The organism is Aliivibrio wodanis (assembly GCF_052920805.1).
Map to the genome: position 1 here is coordinate 746,045 of NZ_JBREXA010000001.1, position 18,760 is coordinate 764,804.

17 protein-coding genes and 1 pseudogene are annotated in these 18,760 nt (G+C 36.2%); 3 read left to right on the forward strand and 15 right to left on the reverse strand.

The genetic code is table 11. The annotated features are described in order from the left end of the window. Positions 1-162: 162 nt before the first annotated feature. From ACU5DF_RS03525 to ACU5DF_RS03545, 5 genes and pseudogenes are all read right to left on the reverse strand, one after another. Positions 163-699, reverse strand: coding sequence for a DUF924 family protein (locus ACU5DF_RS03525; protein ID WP_446711798.1), 537 nt, complete (start codon positions 697-699; stop codon positions 163-165). A gap of 33 nt (positions 700-732) precedes the next feature. After that, positions 733-1,495, reverse strand: a pseudogene (locus ACU5DF_RS03530) (ribonuclease H1 domain-containing protein). Between the two features lie 13 nt (positions 1,496-1,508). Then, positions 1,509-1,934: a GNAT family N-acetyltransferase gene (locus tag ACU5DF_RS03535; protein ID WP_446711799.1), complete on the reverse strand. Its 426-nt coding sequence runs from the start codon at positions 1,932-1,934 to the stop codon at positions 1,509-1,511. A gap of 63 nt (positions 1,935-1,997) precedes the next feature. Next, a complete protein-coding gene (locus ACU5DF_RS03540; protein WP_446711800.1) occupies positions 1,998-2,498 on the reverse strand; it encodes a GNAT family N-acetyltransferase in 501 nt (166 codons plus the stop codon). A gap of 162 nt (positions 2,499-2,660) precedes the next feature. Beyond that, positions 2,661-3,068 carry a DUF6010 family protein gene (locus tag ACU5DF_RS03545; protein ID WP_446711801.1) on the reverse strand — a complete coding sequence of 136 codons (408 nt, stop codon included), beginning with the start codon at positions 3,066-3,068 and terminating at the stop codon, positions 2,661-2,663. Positions 3,069-3,508: 440 nt separating this feature from the next. On the opposite strand from ACU5DF_RS03545, the gene ACU5DF_RS03550 reads away from it, so the two are divergent. Further along, positions 3,509-3,772: a hypothetical protein gene (locus ACU5DF_RS03550; protein ID WP_446711802.1), complete on the forward strand. Its 264-nt coding sequence runs from the start codon at positions 3,509-3,511 to the stop codon at positions 3,770-3,772. 443 nt (positions 3,773-4,215) lie between these two features. Next, a complete protein-coding gene (locus ACU5DF_RS03555; protein ID WP_446711803.1) occupies positions 4,216-4,602 on the forward strand; it encodes a hypothetical protein in 387 nt (128 codons plus the stop codon). 180 nt (positions 4,603-4,782) lie between these two features. On the opposite strand, the gene ACU5DF_RS03560 is transcribed toward ACU5DF_RS03555, so the two are convergent. The 6 genes from ACU5DF_RS03560 to ACU5DF_RS03585 form a co-directional block, all read right to left on the reverse strand. Further along, positions 4,783-4,920, reverse strand: a complete 138-nt coding sequence (locus ACU5DF_RS03560; RefSeq protein WP_446711804.1) for a hypothetical protein — start codon at positions 4,918-4,920, stop codon at positions 4,783-4,785. A 442-nt stretch (positions 4,921-5,362) separates the two neighbouring features. Further along, a complete protein-coding gene (locus tag ACU5DF_RS03565) occupies positions 5,363-5,758 on the reverse strand; it encodes a DUF3465 domain-containing protein (RefSeq protein ID WP_045103693.1) in 396 nt (131 codons plus the stop codon). 589 nt (positions 5,759-6,347) lie between these two features. Further along, complete coding sequence (locus ACU5DF_RS03570; protein WP_446711805.1) at positions 6,348-7,199, reverse strand: hypothetical protein; 852 nt, start codon at positions 7,197-7,199, stop codon at positions 6,348-6,350. Between the two features lie 274 nt (positions 7,200-7,473). After that, positions 7,474-8,982: an alanine/glycine:cation symporter family protein gene (locus ACU5DF_RS03575; protein ID WP_446711806.1), complete on the reverse strand. Its 1,509-nt coding sequence runs from the start codon at positions 8,980-8,982 to the stop codon at positions 7,474-7,476. 217 nt (positions 8,983-9,199) lie between these two features. Further along, a complete protein-coding gene (locus ACU5DF_RS03580) occupies positions 9,200-10,768 on the reverse strand; it encodes a methyl-accepting chemotaxis protein (protein WP_446711807.1) in 1,569 nt (522 codons plus the stop codon). Between the two features lie 255 nt (positions 10,769-11,023). Next, positions 11,024-11,356, reverse strand: coding sequence for a tRNA-binding protein (locus ACU5DF_RS03585; RefSeq protein WP_045103689.1), 333 nt, complete (start codon positions 11,354-11,356; stop codon positions 11,024-11,026). A 146-nt stretch (positions 11,357-11,502) separates the two neighbouring features. Here ACU5DF_RS03585 and ACU5DF_RS03590 point away from each other — a divergent pair, with 146 nt between their 5' ends. Then, complete coding sequence (locus ACU5DF_RS03590) at positions 11,503-12,501, forward strand: substrate-binding domain-containing protein (protein WP_446711808.1); 999 nt, start codon at positions 11,503-11,505, stop codon at positions 12,499-12,501. A gap of 50 nt (positions 12,502-12,551) precedes the next feature. Here ACU5DF_RS03590 and ACU5DF_RS03595 read toward each other — a convergent pair whose 3' ends face one another. From ACU5DF_RS03595 to ACU5DF_RS03610, 4 genes are all read right to left on the reverse strand, one after another. Further along, on the reverse strand, positions 12,552-15,143 hold the full coding sequence (locus ACU5DF_RS03595) for an ATP-binding protein (RefSeq protein ID WP_446711809.1): 2,592 nt from the start codon (positions 15,141-15,143) through the stop codon (positions 12,552-12,554). A 191-nt stretch (positions 15,144-15,334) separates the two neighbouring features. Beyond that, the gene (gene galM / locus ACU5DF_RS03600) at positions 15,335-16,393 is read right to left on the reverse strand and encodes a galactose-1-epimerase (RefSeq protein ID WP_446711810.1); all 1,059 of its coding nucleotides are present in this window, start codon (positions 16,391-16,393) and stop codon (positions 15,335-15,337) included. A 9-nt stretch (positions 16,394-16,402) separates the two neighbouring features. Beyond that, positions 16,403-17,563, reverse strand: coding sequence for a galactokinase (gene galK / locus ACU5DF_RS03605; protein ID WP_446711811.1), 1,161 nt, complete (start codon positions 17,561-17,563; stop codon positions 16,403-16,405). Between the two features lie 135 nt (positions 17,564-17,698). Beyond that, positions 17,699-18,748, reverse strand: a complete 1,050-nt coding sequence (locus tag ACU5DF_RS03610) for a UDP-glucose--hexose-1-phosphate uridylyltransferase (protein ID WP_446711812.1) — start codon at positions 18,746-18,748, stop codon at positions 17,699-17,701. Positions 18,749-18,760 lie beyond the last annotated feature (12 nt).

Below are 18,760 nucleotides of genomic sequence, written 5' to 3' on the forward strand. Positions count from 1 at the left end.
CCGCAACATAAACCTTACATTGTAAATAGTTCTTTGGATGAGTAGATACGAGAAACATCTATATATACAGCCCTCTATATAATGAGATGTTCGGTTAATTCAATATACTATAAAAACACTCGATAAATAGATTATCGAGTGTATAAAACTCACATTATTAATTTAAAAGCTTGAATTTGGTTGCGTTAAGAACTCAATTTCTTCTTCTGTTGATTCTCGCCCTAAAATGGCATTTCTATGTGGGTAGCGACCAAAGCGATCAATAATGTCTTTGTGCTTATGCTCAAACTCTAAATTGTAGGTATTTCCTAGCTGCTCAAAAAGCGTCACCGCCTCGATATGAACATTTTTCGATTCACTGTGCATAAATGGCAGATACAAAAAGCTTCGCTCAGCTTGAGAAAGTTCAGTATCAAAGCCTTTTGATATCGCAAATTGAGCAAGAGCCAAAGACAAAGGATCACTAGCAAATGACTCAGGCGTATCACGATAAATATTACGAGAGAATTGATCTAAAAGAATGATTTCAGCAAGGCTGCCTAGTGCAGTTTCACGCCATTGAGATAACTCACCGGCCTGTGCTTGTCTATGCAGCGCACTAAAACGCGTCTTTATCACAGCATCAAGTTCTAAGTCTTTTTGCCACCACTGCTTTGGTTCAAGCTCGTTAAACCAAAAATTTATGACGTCCTGATACATATGCCCTTCCTTTTTAATTACAAAATCACAATTTTAACCTGCACGAAGCGCTAAAATTTTCTCTATATCATCTGTTTCTCTATAAAGAGTTAATTCTTTATCTTTAGACTCAATAGCAACAATCGACATTCTATCTGCGAGTTCATTGCCTTCAATACCAACGTGACCGTTAACATGAAAGACTTCGATCTTATTCGCGATCTCTTGATACAAAGCGTACATAGGTTTAATTATGTCTAAGTTTTTGATTTCACCGCTCGCTTTCGTCCAACCTTTCTTCGACCAGCCTTCCGCCCACTGAGTGATACTCTGTATCGCATACATAGAATCACAATAAATGGCAACTGAATAGCCTTTAGCAATCTTCTCTTTTGCCAATATAAAAGCCTGATATAAACCATTTAACTCAGCGGTATTATTTGTGCCAACCGCTTGGTAAATACCGTACCACAATTCACTTATCTTATTGTGTTCATAGACAGCAATACCGGCACCGGCTTCACCTGGATTAGGCACACTTGCCCCATCGGTGAAAATTTTGATATCAAATGACATCTCCGTAATTTGGTCTTGAGAAAGAGGTGTCTTTCTTGACCCTCCTGATTTCTTAGCCGAGGGCACAGTCGATGATTGAGTGCTAGTTTTATTCCCAAAAGCGGATTCAGCCTCCGTTAATGAAGGGAATGATTTATACTTCGCACCAGCAAACTTATCGACTTGGGCTTTACATTGAGCCCACGTTGTAAATATTCCAGTTTCACGACCTTTCCACACAAACATAATATTTTTGAGCCAATCTAATTCCCTTACTAACAATTTACGAATGAACTTTTCAGCACAAAATGATCATCATGCGTTTCTATGATCTTCCATTGTAGGTTTGAATACAATGCCGGTATATGGGTAAACACTAATAATTCTGATTCCGCCATTTCCATCACGACTTTTTCAGCCTGATTTATCAACTGTGAGCTAATACCTTGCTTACGATTTTCAGGGGTAACAAACACGCCATTAATCCAAACAGCCAGCTCTTGAGTTATTGGAGAGAGAAAACGAGTAAACACTAAACCACCAACTAATTTCCCATTATCTAAAGCAACAATTGGATTTGGGATTATCTTTCCCTCTTTGATGCTAGCTAAAGGCTCAACATCATCCCACTCAGCTTCAAACCATTGGTAAAGCTCAGTTAAATATAACGAATCACTTTCAACTGATTGAATTAAAATCATAATTACATCCTTGAATTATTTATTTACACCATCATCGTTTGTTAACTTCTACTACTGAAAAGCTTACAAGAACTTCTCAATTAGAGTTTCATCAATATAGACATCACCTACTTTTGCGTGCTTTTTAGCAATACCTACAACTTCGAAACCTTGCTTTACATAGGCAGCTAACGCTCGCTCATTGTCACCACGAACATAAGCAAATAATTTTTCGTACCCTTTTGCTTTCGCAACTTCAAATGTAGATTGAAACAGTTTTTTAGATACGCCTTGTCCTCTACTGTTACTACCAACAAATGTACCAATAATACCAACATGGTCAAAAGCTTTAGTGTATGACGCGAATGGCTCTACATTTTGAAAACCAATAACCTTAGAACCATCTTCGTTAACAGCTACAGTAAAAACGCCACGCTCAGGGAACTGTGCAATAAACTCTTTTTCTTCATCAACAGTAAATGTCGTATCTAATACAGTATACAAACCTTCAATAATGATTGGATTAAGGACATCTGTGATACCTTGAGCATCATTTATACTTACTTGTCGAACTACTAAACTCATGAAATTACACTCCTATTTAATCTGAATCTGTTTTACATGAGTTGAATTATTTCGGCAACAACTACCGTCTATATAACACGTTTACTACGAACAGATTAAGCCTAAATTTACCCATTAACATAGTAAAGCCAAAAAAGTCTAGAATGTAGTATTGATTGCTTGTTATGCGACTCTCTTAAATTTAGCCTGATAAACTAAATAAATAGCAACCGTTACATCAAAAGATAAGCAAGCAACTGCATACCATTTTGGTACAAATTCAGCACCAGCACCAAGTAGATGTAAATTGATATCCCATATAGGGTGAAGTATCCAACCAAGCGCTAAGACATAAACACCATACTTTTTAGATAGTAGATAAAACAGTCCATAAACTGCTACCCCTACAGCCTCGATTAAAACCCAAGTCACATTTGCGTATAATATTGCGAATATCACATAGATTATTGCGGCCACAATTAAAGCGATACCAAAAATTTTATTCTGTGATTTTTTTGACTGGCTTTGGCTAAACTTAATTAAAACTAAACTGCCAAAAAAACCAAGAATTAACCAAACTATTGTATCCATTACTCAATATTCCCCTTAAATCGCATAGCGCTAGCATAGCACGTTTGCTACCATGCAGATTAAGCTTAAATGTACCACTTATATACGGGAAAAAAGATACTTGGAATGCCATTAGCAATAACAGGCGGTCCAATTAATTGTGAGGTGTAGCAATTAATAATGAACCCGTGTACATTGCTGTTATATGCTTCTTTGGTTTTAACAATGTAACTGATTGATTTATTAGTTTATATCTTTAGCTATAGCTCGATAAAATAAGTATTTTTAATCGATGAAATGTAGGTTGTTGGTATAGTTTTCTTTTTAATTAATGGAGAACATTATGGCTAGCTGTTCAATGGATTTAAACTCATTTAAATATGATATTGATGAAAATCTTAAGCTTTTAAACCTTCCAACTACTGAAGAATGTAGTGTGAGCAGGGGCTCTTTCTTGGCTTATGATTGATCGAATTGATAAAGCAATAACGTTAGCAAGTAACTCTAGAGTTCCATTGTCAGCCGTTGCCCGTGCAGGAACTATTGGCGCTGGAGTTTATGCAGCATTTTGGGCTGGAGCTATAATTGGTAGTTCTGCGATGTTATTTTATAAAAATATGAGCTGTTCTTTATCGCAAGTGCTAGATTTTGGTCGTGATAATGGAATTACAGGTTCATGGTTAGAAACTGTGCTATCTCAAAATCCGGAGTTGCTTAATGCATGATCGCTTATTGTTAATTATTACATCAATAATAATCGTAGTTTTAATTCTGGTTATTTCCTACTTCTTAGGTGGTGATGCCATATTCCTAATTATTCTTTCAATATCAATTTGGGAGTTATCAAAAAGAATATGGTTTAAGCTCTCAAAGAAATGATTTACACATATAACAAGCAATCAACACGATTTATTACATTCGCCGTTGTAGGTTTGTCTTTGGTTTCGGTGTTTAAGACAGTAAAATTCAGCTAAGTCGTCGTAGTAATAAACATGTTATTGCGGCGATATAACGTCAACGTCTCTATTAAAAACTAACGATAATAAGTATGTTAATGAGTCTCATGACATAAGTCTACAGTTATCCTCACAGCATATATTGAACAGTTTCAATCTAAACAAGTTCATTTATAACATAATTCTGACACTGATACATTAGAGGTAAAATATTGAAAAAATTAATGTTAATTATCTTTGCTGTAATGGTCTCAATTTCGGCTGTTATTATTTTAGTCTTTGATTTGAATTACGCATCTAAAATAAGAACACGAGAAACATCAGATAATACTCTTTGGATTTATGGCCTAGATGCAAGCACTGGATTTAAAATAATAGAGAATAAACATCCATATTATATCATTAAGATTCTTCATAAAAAAAACGTAACTTGGTTCGAAGGGCTTATGATTTATAATGGTCTCTATTACGATGTCATTGAGCTAAATAAAATCACAGCCTTCGATGGTGACAATTTATACTTAAAAAACGGAGAAAACATGTCAATTCAACAAGAAGCTATCAACTTAGAAAAAGTTAATAACGTTATAGTAAAGTAAGCTACCTAGTACACTGCAAGGTTCAGGGAGTAACCTTGCCATTAACTCGGAAACACAACGCCGTAATCTCAAGTGCTAACGACCAACTTCCAAACTAATTATACTCTAAACCAAAAATGCCGAATGTAGCAAACTGTGCTATGCATTTGTTATAATAAATTTTTCTTTGAATGTATTAACTTACTCTTCTATAAACTCAACATTTGATTTCATTACACCATTTAATATTAATACACCACGCCCAACAGCAATCATCAATACTAATGACATTAATGCAGTAGAAGCTGATGCCAAATAATGACCAAAGTTGTAATCCACTAGTGTATCACTTATTGTTTTTGCTTCAGTATAATAATTTGAAGATACCATTCCAAAAAATGAAACCAATAAAAAATAGCACATAAAGTGTAAAGGTATAGTTCCCTTTAGTTACTTTCTTAACTTCTGACATAATAATCCTTATATATTCCAAATATGAAAATTTCTAAGAAGTTAATATATCAATAATAAATACACCTAAAAATAGTATAACTAAAAAGTTATTATTTATTCGATTTATATCAATATTATAGTGTAATAGTCTCAATTGACATTTACTTTCAGAAGTTAAATATATCAACAGTATAGATCTTATAGCTTCTGCATAACACGTTTGCTACCATGCAGACTTAGCTGAATTTTAACGCCTAATTACTGAAACTAAAGGCAAAACTACACTGCCGATGTAGTAAATCGTGTTGATTGCTTGTTATGTAAAATTTTACTCGTATACTCGGCCATTGTGCTTTAACCAACCATGAACATGTCTATTTCGTGGATCTTTATGAGTCCAGTGAATCACGCCACCTTTTTTATTCCATTCATATTCACCGTAAAATTGAACATTATCACCAACATTTAAGTTAGGTATTCTCGGAGCTAAATCAATATTATGAGCTACCAACAACGTTTGCTGATTATCGAGCTTTAATAAAAATCGTTGGTGTCTCGAACCTTTATTATCATCAGGTAAAATATGAACAACTTTACCTTGCCCTTTAATCTGAAGATCACTTTGATGATTTTCAAATGCTTGCTTAAGTTGGGAATCATTAGCTTGTGCATTGAAAGAAATAATGCTGAATACAGCTATTAAAAGAACTATAAAACGTTTCATTTACTCAAAATCCTCTATTTTCACATAGCGTTTGCATCTTACGAATCTCCTCATAATCTCCCATAGAAACAATAAGGTAGATGCGCATCGATATCTTTGATCTAATTAATACCGCCAAACACACATTTTAATCAATTGGACGGTACGATGAGCTATATTCAGATTCTACACCAAACCATTCAGAACCAATGCCCTACAATTCACAAAAAACATCTTAAGTTCTCTAATACTTGCTAAATACAGGGTGGTAGAACAGCTTAATAGCCGTTCAAGCAAAATGGCACTTTGATTTTCAAGCTAACAGTATTAAATACCGAAGAGCCCTCTCTATACCTCGACTTGAGCGGGAAGTTCGACGCCATCGGCGGTATCATTCAATATCAATGGGCAATGTTCGAATATCAGCGTCTCACACACAACGCAGGGCCGGAGAAATTATGAAGGGCTCCGTCAGCTCTGCAATAACACGTTGCTACTATGCACTCATATTTAAAATTGACGCCTTAAAGCTAAAAACACTCGGCAAACAGAGAATGTCGAGTGTAGTAAGCCGTATTAACTATTTTGTTAAGTGTTCATAACCTCGAATCTAAAGCAAATCGCCAGAAGACTGTACAACTATTATAAACTTAGCGTCTAAAACTAATTCATCTCGAATGATATTGGCATTAAATATTTCACTTTCTAATTTATTAACAACATCGGAAGCCAAACAAAATTTATCCATTGAGTTATGTTTGGAACTTTTAGCTACATGGGCGAGAATTTCTTTACTAACTAGATTTTCTGCAGCTCTATATAACTCATTTTTCATAAGCACTGAACTTTCAGCCGTGCCACATTCAACTTGTTTAGAAAAAAACATAGACAAAAAATCACGCTCGTTTTGAGATAATTTAGATAACTCAAATTTGATTTTTTCACGTCTTTTTTCAGATAAATACTTCTGTAACTCAATTTTAACGATGGGATTAATACCGTAGATAGAAGACTTCCTATCAACCTGATGTTTTCTTATTACGAAGTGTTGCTTCTCAAGATAATTAACGTAATACATGCCAATACTTTTATCGGAATCTATTAGCTGAATCAAGATGTCAATTTGCTCTTTCGGTAGTTGAGGTATCAGCTCACTGACATTTTCTTGAAACTTAATCCTACTACACCTTCTTTTATATAGGTTAGCGAGCCATTTGGTAACTTTAATAAACCTATTGTAACATAAGGAAAAAACCTCAATACTTAGATAAGAAAAGCTACAACACACAGGAAAAACTAGTAACGATACGTACTCATCTGAACCACCTTTTGATTTAATTAAACTTGTTACCTCACCATTAAACAAAATTAATAAGCAGCACGTTAATAATATTATGCATGCTTGTTTTATAGATATAATGGAACTCAACTTTTTTGATAACCAATCTGACATCTCTGGCATGTTTACCTCATTTAGAGCACTTAACATATAAAATGTATCTATCACTTTCCCCATACCCACCAAACAAGCTGAATATAACCTACCAACAACCAAAAAGTGATTCGTCTATTAATTCCGTACAGGTTACCAGAACAGCATCTTATTTCGCCATACTTTCTTTATAAAAAAACGCCAAATAGAGCATGTCCATTTGACGTTTAACTTATTGATACTTTAATAACTAAAACGCCATCACAATGGATGGCGTTTTCTTATCATTATCAAACTAGATTAGTTAATTCTCTTTCGATTTGTTTTTGTTTCGCTCTAGCTTACCTTCCCAATATGTTGCACCTTTAATACCTAGTTTTACTGGGTCAAACGTGTAGTTTGTTACGCCACGCTTTTGCTGATCTTCATAATCTTTCAGCGCTTTAAGTGCAGGTTTAGACATAAAGAAGATAATCAAAATACCAATAATGTTTAACCACGCCATTAAGCCTACGCCAACATCACCCATTGCCCATGCCATGTTGGCCGTTTTGATGGTGCCATAGAATACCGCTGCCATTAATACCAGTTTAAGAATAAACATCATGCCATCAATTTTCAGTGTACGACGGATATAAGCGATGTTGGTTTCTGCAATATAGTAGTAAGCAAGAATCGTTGTAAAGGCAAAGAAGAACAGTGCAAAAGCAATGAAGATTTTACCAATACCCGGCATTGTGCTTTCAATCGCCATTTGAGTGAACATTGGGCCATTCGCACCAATTGTCTCAGAAATATTTTGAACTAAGAATACACCTTCGCCACCACCATGAACATTATATGTACCTGTAATAAGGATCATAAACGCCGTAGCAGAACAAACCAATAATGTATCAATGTAGATAGAGAATGATTGAACTAAACCTTGCTGCGCAGGGTGATCAACATTTGCAGCTGCTGCCGCATGAGGACCCGTACCTTGACCCGCTTCATTAGAGTAAACACCACGTTTTACCCCCCAACCAATCGCCGCACCAAAGCCAGCCATAGGCGTAAATGCATCACCGATGATCATACCAAAGATAGTTGGTACTTCTGAGATGTTAAGTAGAATGATAACGAATGCAAGAATGATATATGCCAATGCCATGAACGGCACAACAATTTGAGTAAAGTGAGCAATACGTTTAACACCACCAAAGATGATAAAACCAAGGATGACAGAAATAACCGCGCCAGTAAGAATTTTTGCAAAACTGAACACACCAATACCCGTATCAATCATGCCACCTGTACCAAACGCGGTTTCAACTGCATTACCGATACTGTTTGATTGCACACCCGGAAGTAACACACCACACGCAAAGATAGTCGCAATGGCAAAGATCCACGCGTACCATTTTTGACCCATAGCTTTTTCAATATAGTAAGCCGGACCACCACGGAACTGGCCTTCATCTTCTTCTTTATAGATTTGCGCTAACGTTGATTCAGCGTAAGCCGTTGCTGCACCTAAGAAGGCAACAACCCACATCCAGAACACAGCACCAGGCCCACCAAAACCAATAGCCGCCGCAACGCCAGCAATATTACCCGTACCAACACGGCCAGACAGTGATACTGCTAATGCTTGGAATGAGCTGATCCCTTTATTTGATTCTTTATTTGATAACAATAAACGACACATTTCTTTAAAGTGACGAATTTGAACAAATCGAGTTTGTATAGAATAAAACAAACCAGAACCCAAGCAGAGATAAATCAGCACTGGGCTCCAAATTATGCCATTGAGAAAATCAACGATACCTTGCATATAAAATCCTTTTTAGTTTATGAAGCTGGTTTATTATTTAACCAACCATACAGTAAGATTTAACAGCAAGTTAACAACAACCTTTCTTGAAGATAGAAAAGTGTGAATCAAAGCACTTAATCATTAAAAATAGTCTAAATTTTAAAATTAAAATCTAATAACAAAATAAACAGCAGCAGTTTATTTTGTTATCAAACTAAGCCTCAATATAGTATCTTTAGCCTAGCTTCCTAAATTGTTCAGCGAGTTTAATCTGAGAAATTAAATTACTCATTAGCCCCCCATTTTCTGCTTGGCTTTCATTGACTAAAATGGACGTTGACGTTGATAGTTCCTGAGTAGATTGACTAATCGACTGAACGTTATTATTCATATCATTTGATACATTACTCATTTCTTCAACTGCCGTCGCTATTTGCATATTTTGTTCAGAGATCTCTGTAATTTCAGTTAATAATTGATTTAATTTATCTTCTGAGATCTTAGCGCTATCAATACAACCACTGGATAATCGCTCACCTTCTTCAATAGAACTCACAATATCTGTTGTACCATTACGAATTAAACTAATCACGGTTTGGATCTCAGCAGTTGACTCATGACTTTTTTGAGCTAATTGACGAACTTCATCTGCTACAACAGCAAAACCACGACCTTGTTCGCCAGCTCTTGCTGCTTCAATTGCTGCATTTAAAGCCAGTAAGTTTGTTTGCTCAGAAACTCCCTGAATAATAGTTAATACTTTCTCAATCATATTCGTTTGGATCTCAAATTCTCGAACCGAGAGAGAAGTTTGCTTTAGTTGAGCTGCTAATATATCTACAGCCTTTAATGTAGATGTTACCTCAGTCATCCCTTCTTGAACTGCTACTTTCGCTTTATCAGTGGTTGTTGCTGTATTTTGAGCATTTCTTGTAACCTCATGAGCAGTAGCGTGCATTTCATTAATCGCAGCGGCAACTTGATCTACTTCCATCGCTTGAGAATCAAGTTGAATTGACATGTTTTTTAAATTATCAAATGAATCTTCAACAGCTCCCGTTACTTGTTCGTTTGAATCTTGGATCCGCCCTGATACTGCATTGGTTTCTGAATGACACATTTTCATCGCTAATGTAATTTCTGAAATATCATCCACTCTTTTGTTATAAACAAACTCCATTAATGGATTATCAAAAACTTTACGAGCCGATTGTGCCAAAGATTCTAAACGACGAGTCATTATATAAACAGAAAAAATAGAAAGAATAAGTAATAATGGTACACCTGAATTCTGAATAAACTGTTCAAATGTAAATGAGATTAAAGCAGCTAATATAAAACATACTGATACACGCTGCCATAAACGAGTTCGAGGAAGTTTTAATCTAAAAGGTGTTTTACCCGCATTAATATCAGCATAAACCTTTTCAGCATGATCAACATACTTCCTTTCAGGACAAGTTCTAACTGATTGATATTCAATTACCTTTCCGTTTTCAGTGATCGGGGAAACAAAAGCATCTACCCAGTAATAATCACCATTGGCACAGCGATTTTTAACCATTCCCATCCATGATTGATTTTTCTTTAAATAACCCCACATATTAGCAAATGCTTCTTTTGGCATCTCAGGGTGCCTTAAAATATTATGAGGCTGCCCTAATAACTCTTCTTGAGAATACCCAGCCACCTCACAAAACTCTTTACTTGCATAGGTAATATGGCTACTTGGTTTTGTTACTGATAGTAAATTATAACTTGATGAGTATCTTACTTCCTTCTTCGATACATAATTAGAATCCATATCTTTCACCTTTCCATAGCGTTAACTGATTGTTAATTATAGTAGGAAACTATGTCTTCTTTATCAAAGAAATAAGATGATTTATTTCACAATATATAATCTTATGTATAGAATTCAATTGTTTGAAATTCAATTGTTTGAAATTCAATTAATTTGAAATTTTAACTACCATGAAATCGATTATGCTTAAAATAAGTAGAAATTAAGAGCAATATTATTAACTCGTGATCAAACAATTATTTGAATTACTATTATCTAAACGATTTTAGTTCCTGCCGGCATTAACCGTTCTGGTGTCAACAAAACACTCTCTGATTCATCTCCAGTCTCAGCACACAACAACATACATTCAGAAATTTCACCACGCATCTTTGCTTTTGATAAATTACATAATACAGTAACTTGTTTTCCAATTAACTCTTCTTCTGTGTAATAAGGAACTAAACTCGTCACGGTTTGTAAACTTTGCTCACCCACATCGATTTGCACGATATAAAGTTTATCTGCATTTTCGTGACGTTTAACGTCTGTGATTTTTCCAACACGAATATCTAATTTTGCGAAATCACCGTATGCAATTGTTTCCATTTTACTTTATCCTTAGCTTTAAATTAGTGTTAACGTTTACATTAACAGCAATATGCTACTGAGCAAGTAAATAACACTAAATATTTACTAAAATTTTAACCCGATCAAATATTTTATTTCGACCACATCACAGGATTGAACATATTATGGCAACTATTAAAGATGTTGCAAAAGAAGCAGGGGTATCTGTTGCCACCGTTTCTAGAGTGGTAAATAAATCGCCTAAAGCAAGTAAAGCTGCTATCGAATCGGTTAATACTGCAATGAAAAAATTAAGCTATCGCCCTAATGCAAATGCACGGGCGTTAGTCAATAAAAGTACCAATACAATTGGCGTTTTAGTTGCCGATGTCTCCGATCCTTTTTTTGGTGCTTTGATCAAAGCAGTTGATATTGTTGCTCGAAAAAACAATAAGCATTTATTAATTGGTAATGGATACCATGATGCAAAAACAGAAAAAGATGCGATTGAGCTTTTGATGAATAGCCAATGTGACTCTCTCATTATTCATTCCAAAGGCTTAACAGATAAAGAATTATGTTATTTTGCCGAGGAAGTTCCAGGGCTGGTCATCATTAATCGTCATGTTCCAGAACTCGCTAAACGCTGTATTTCCCTTAATAATGAATTAGGCTCTCAAATAGCAACTGAGCACATTATTAATCATGGGCATCAACACTTAGCATATATTAACTCTAACCAAAATATTGATGATTGCCACCACCGCCGTTCTGGGTACATAAAAGCATTACAAATACACAATGTAGTAATCAATGAATCATTAATTGTTGAAGGCGATCCGACAGATAAAGGCGGAGAAAGAGCAATGAATGAATTACTGAATAAGAATATTCCCTTTACTGGTGTGATTTGTTACAACGATTACATGGCGGCAGGTGCTATTTCTGCATTAGAAAAAGCGAAAATTTTAGTTCCTCAAACAGTATCAATTATGGGGTTTGATGATGGGATAATTGCAAAATATTTACACCCTAAATTAAGTACTATTCAATATCCTATTCAAGATATGGCTCAATTAGCAGCAAATTTATCCTTAGCATTAGCTAAAGGCGAGCTAAATGACAGTAAGGGTGATATTTTCACTCCTACATTAATTGAGAGAAATTCAGTTACTCACTTATAATAAATGTAACTTGCCGCCGCTAATTTATTGTTGCGGCAAGTGCTAAAGCTTTACTCTACCTTAAGATAGTCCATTATTTTATCTAAAATTAGAGACTTATTAATTGGTTTTGCTAAATAATCATCCATACCTACCTGATAGCATTTATCAATATCTTCAGTAAAGACACTGGCTGTTAATGCTATAATTGGTATCGGAGAAAAACCTTGCGACACTTCATATTGACGAATTTTCTCTGTCGCTACAAACCCGTCCATAACTGGCATCATACAGTCCATTAAAACTAAATCGAACTGATTTAAATGATCTTCGAACATATCGAATGCTTCTTTTCCATCAGTAGCTAATGACACTTCATATCCTGATTTTTTAAGGATCAGCATAACTACTTTTTGATTGATCGCATTATCTTCAACTACCAATATATGTTTCTTTTTCTCTTCATTTTCAGAAGGAGGTACTATTGCTAAAGGCTTAAAATTATATTTTTCACTACCAATCAAATTGATACGTTTTCTAGCGGTTGATTCTGCTGCTTGCTTTACAGTATTCTCAAATCTTTTTCCTAATATAGGCAATATCAGTACGCCATCAGGCTCATGATTTAAATGAATCGTCTGATCTTTCTGATGCTGACATACCACAACTGCCGTTGTCGCCGAAAGTTTATTTAATAATGCAGCATCTTCATTGCAGGGTAACAATATAGATTGACAGTAAAAAATAATATCATAGTTATTAGATAATGATTCGTAAGTTGCTGAATTCAGTTCTATATAATCAAAAGAGACTCCCCAACGGCGACACTCTTTCCCTAACAACATACAATCCTCTTGTGAAGAACCCAAAATAGCAGTGCTTAAGTTTTGAAATTTAGCATTTTTAGGGAGGTTATCTTCTTTCTCGACTTCTACATGTAAAGAGAAGTAAAAATCACAACCTTTACCTTTCACTGAATCAAGTTGTATCTCTCCACCTAATAGTTCAACTAGCTGGCGGCATATAGTTAAACCTAAGCCTGTTCCTCCAAATTGACGAGTAATCGAGCCATCTTCTTGCGTAAAGGGTTCAAAGATCTGTTGATGTTGACTGTCTGAAATACCAATACCTGAATCTTTAACGGAGAAATAAAGCACCCCACTTTGAGCTGCTTTTGGCTGATATTTTATTGATAGAACAACACTGCCCTCGTGAGTGAATTTCACAGCATTAGACATTAAATTCATTATAACCTGGCGTAAGCGATGCTCATCTAACATTACGTACTTTGGCAAATTAATATCAAGATCAATATTAAGCTCTAATTCTTTCTTTGTTGCCTTACTTAATACTACCGTAACCGTATCATAGGCAACTTCAGCAATATTAGAGCGCTGAGGAACTAACACCAAATTTCCAGATTCAATCTTAGATAGATCTAAAATGTCATTAATTAATAGTAAAAGGGCTTGAGAGGAAACATCTATCGTTTGTAGATACTCAGACTGAACAGGGGTTAAATTAGTATCAGCTAAAATATCTGACATTCCAATAATACCATTCAACGGAGTACGGATCTCATGCGACATATTGGCTAAAAATGAACTTTTTGCTTTTGTTGCTGACTGAGCTCTAACCTTTTCTATCTCTAAATATTCTGTTTTCCTATTAAAAGAAGAGATAAGGTCGCCTATTTCATCATTATAACGGTAGTTAATATCAATTAAACCACCAGAATACGTGTCATGGATCCCTTTTGATATACGTACAATAGGGCTGATTAAACTGCGATTAATAATATAGTAGCCCATGATTACACATAATAAAAGAAGAGGAACAATACTCATTTCTACTGATAATATCTGTGAGTAAATCTCATCAGCTACCGTACGATGTGAATTGATGACTTTTACTTTCCAGTTAAATCCTTCAATGTTACTTTCAACAACATACATCCCCTCTAGTACGACAAATTTATATTCTGCCAAGGTATTAGTTCCATTATGTATGCTTATACCCAACTTGTGCTTTTCAGCATGAGATTCAATTAGGCTAGTTAACCCTTCTAAAGAAATATCTATGGTTGCAACACCAACAAATTGCTCAGCATGAAAATAGGGTATTGACGCTGTGATCATCGTTTGCTGAGTAAAAGGATCAATATAAACCTCAGACCAAGAAAGTAATTTTTTATTTTGGTGAGAAACAGAGGTGTACCACGACTCTTCTTGGTAAGGAAAATCATTCGAATGATTGTATTCATGTACTTGCTGTATTTTTCCATCAGAATTCCTAAAGAAAAACAAGCTCGCTAATTTTTTTTCTGGTAATAATGTATTCGGTTCAGGCCAAATACCACCACTGATAATAATTTCTTCACTTGCTTCAAATACAGAAAAAATCATATCTCTCAAAACATCTGATGAATAACTACTATTAGCAATCCCTACCAAGCTATTTAATGTACCTAATGATCTGTTTAATGGCTCTACAACTTCGTGAGATAAAAGTTGAGTTCTTAATGTAAGATTATTCTCAAGATTTTCACGGATCGGGGGCTCGGCAACAAAATAAGTGATACTTGCAATAAGCGTAATAAGAAAGCAAACATACCCGCCTAAAGCAAGAATGCTTTTCTTCTTTAATGACATATGGTTACTCATAAACTCTCCACCACTCACTGACTAATTTTTTAGTATATCAACTAAGTATAAGTAGCATAGGATAATTAATCGTTAAAAAAGCAGTGAATTATGACTTAAAGCACATTGTATTTTAGAATAGCTCATAAAATAATATAACCCAAATCAAATAATGATAAGGGTTATCAATTAAAGTAATACCGAAAATTAGATTAAATAAACTGGTAGCATGTACTATGCCTATAGGTTTCTTCTGGGGTTAAAAATGAATTAGGGTGATCCCACTCTGGATGATTTGGTGCATCTGGCAAGAATTGGGTTTCTAATGCGATACCTGAATAATCTTGATATTCACCACCAACTCGATTCGGTGTTCCTGCAAGCCAATTTCCGGTATACAACTGCATCGCTGGTTTTGTAGTAACCACATGCATTGTGACTACGCTATCAGGAGAGGTTAAGCTTGCCGCACACTCCCCTTTTGTGCAGGTTTTATCTAGCACAAATGAGTGATCGTAACCTTTGGCGTTACCTTGATCTTTATCGAGCATGAAGTCTTGTGAGATCACTTTTGGATCAGAAAAATCAAAATTTGTGTCTTTTACTTTTTTCCATAACCCTTTTGGTATGCCAACGTCTGTTGTTGGAACATACTCACTGGCATTGATACTCAAGATATGGTCAAGAGCGAGATATTCATTGTCTGCCCCAAGCAAATTAAAATACGCATGATTGGTTAAGTTAACTGGTGTTGATTTAGTGGTTCGTCCGTTATAACTGATCACAACTTGATTATCATCAGTGAGCAGGTATTTTACGTTAACAGTTAATTCACCAGGAAACCCTTGATCGCCATCAGGAGAGACTAGGTTAAATTCAACACTATTCGGGGTTTCTTCAATCACTGACCAACGTCGTTGATTAAATCCTTCAGTACCACCATGAAGTGTATTACCTGCTTGGTTGGTATCTACTTGATATTTAGTACCATCAATTTTAAATTTACCATTAGCAATTCGATTGGCATAGCGACCTACGGTAACACCCATATAACTTGCTTGCTTCTTAAAACCAGCCATTGTCGATTGACCAAGCAAGACTTCACGCAGTTTACCTTTTACTGGTACTTTACAGCTTAACCAGGTTGCACCAATGTCCATAAACACGGCGCGCATTCCGTTTTCATTTTTAAGTTCGAATAACTGAGCAAGGCGACCATCGCTGGCCGCCTCCTGTGTCATAGTTTCGAACAATGTTGATTGTTCTGTCATGTGTATTCCTTACAGCACTTCCACTAAACCTGCACCATTTTTTGCTTGGCACACATAAATTGATTCTTTTAGGCCTGTTGCGGTTTCATATAGCTCTTCAACTGCCGCTTTAACTTCATCAACTAATACTGGTGGAACTAAAGCAACGATACAGCCACCAAAGCCACCACCAGTCATACGAACACCGCCTTCCGTGCCGATCACGTTTTTAACGATATCAACGAGGGCATCGACTTCTTTTACTGTGATCTCAAAATCATCACGCATTGAGGCATGAGACTCCGCCATTAATACAGCCATGCGTTTCATATCCCCTGACGCTAACACTTTTGCCGCTTCTTCGGTACGATCATTTTCTGTAATCACGTGACGCGCACGTTTTGCCACCATTTCATCTAATTCATGTGCTTTTTTGTTGAACTCTTCAATACTTACATCACGCAGTGCTTTTACACCAAAGATACGTGCGGCTTCTTCACATTGCTCACGGCGAGTGTTGTATTCTGAATCAACCAAGCCACGTTTTTTGTTTGAGTTAATAATAACCACTGACATATTTTCTGGCATTGATACAGCTGTCGTGTCTAATGAGCGGCAATCAAGTAACATCGCGTGGTTTTCATTACCTTCAGCTGAAACCATCTGATCCATAATGCCGCAGTTACAACCCACAAATTCGTTCTCTGCTTGCTGGCCATTTAGAGCGATTTCTGCTTGGCTGATGTTTAAGTTATACAGTTCTTTGAATGTTTGACCGATAACTACTTCTAATGCAGCTGATGAGCTAAGACCTGCACCTTGAGGGACATTACCTGAGACTGAAATATCTGCGCCTTTGAATTCAAAGCCACGACCAATTAAACATTTCACCACACCACGAATGTAGTTCGCCCACATTTTATTTTCTTGGAATGTGATCTCTTGAGTGATATCAAACTCATCCGTTTCATTGCCATAATCTACCGATACAACACGAACGATATTGTCGTCACGTTTTGCTGCTGCCACTACGGTTTGATAGTTAATAGCACAAGGCAAAACGAAACCGTCATTATAATCGGTGTGTTCACCAATTAAGTTCACACGACCCGGCGCTTGAACAATGTGTGTTGGAGCGTAAGAAAGTACTGAGTTGAATGCGTCTTTTACGTTTTGAATTAGGTTTGTCATAGTCTTGTTCTCAAATTTTGTAGGGAATTTTATCTTTAGGTTTCAGGTTTCAGGTTTCAGGTTTCAGGATTACATTGCTTAGACACTATAGTCACAACAAGTACCCCTGAATCCTTTAGCGAAGCGTCCTAGTCCCTAATCCTTATAATGCACATCACTCACATCACGCAGTTTTTGCGCGGCTTGCTCTGCGGTTAAATCTCGTTGGCTTTCCGCTAGCATTTCGTAGCCCACCATAAATTTACGAACCGATGCAGAGCGAAGCAGTGGCGGATAAAACAGTGCATGCAGTTGCCAATGTTCAACATCTGTGCCCTCTTCAAAGAAAGGCGCGTAATGCCAACCCATTGAATATGGGAATGAACATTGGAACAAATTGTCATAACGGCTGGTTAATTTTTTAATTGCTAACGCCAAATCATCACGTTGTTCATCAGTGAGTTCACTCATACGACGAATGTGTGTTTTTGGCAGTAGCATGGTTTCAAACGGCCATGCTGCCCAATAAGGTACAACAGCGATCCAGTGTTCAGTTTCTACAACCGTACGTTCACCATCTTTTAATTCTGACTCAACATAATCAACCAATAAGTTAGAACCATGTTCTTGGTAGTATTCTTTAAGGTGTTTTTCTTTACGTTCAATCTCGTTTGGTAAAAAGCTGTTTGCCCATACTTGGCCGTGTGGGTGCGGCTGAGAGCAACCCATTGTCTCACCTTTGTTTTCAAACGCTTGAACCCAAACGTACTCTTTACCTAACTCTTCAATTTGGTCATTCCACGTTTCAATCACATTACGAATTTGACCAACTGGCAGCTCTGGCAAGGTTTTGCTGTGATCTGGCGAGAAGCAAATCACACGACTTAACCCACGAACGCCTTCAGTTCTAAATAAGGGATTTGTTGATTTTGGCGCTTCTGGTGAATCCGTCATTAGTGCTGCAAAATCATTACTGAATACGTAAGTGCCTTTGTAATCAGGATTCGTATCACCTGAAATACGATCATTGGTTGGGCATAAGAAACAGCCTTTGTCGTATTGCGGTAACTCAGCCGTTGATGGTTTTTCATCTTGACCACTCCACGGACGTTTAGCACGATGTGGTGATACTAAAATCCACTGTCCTGTTAGTGGGTTATAACGACGATGTGGATGATCTACTGGGTTAAACTCAACATTTGACATGATTTTTATACT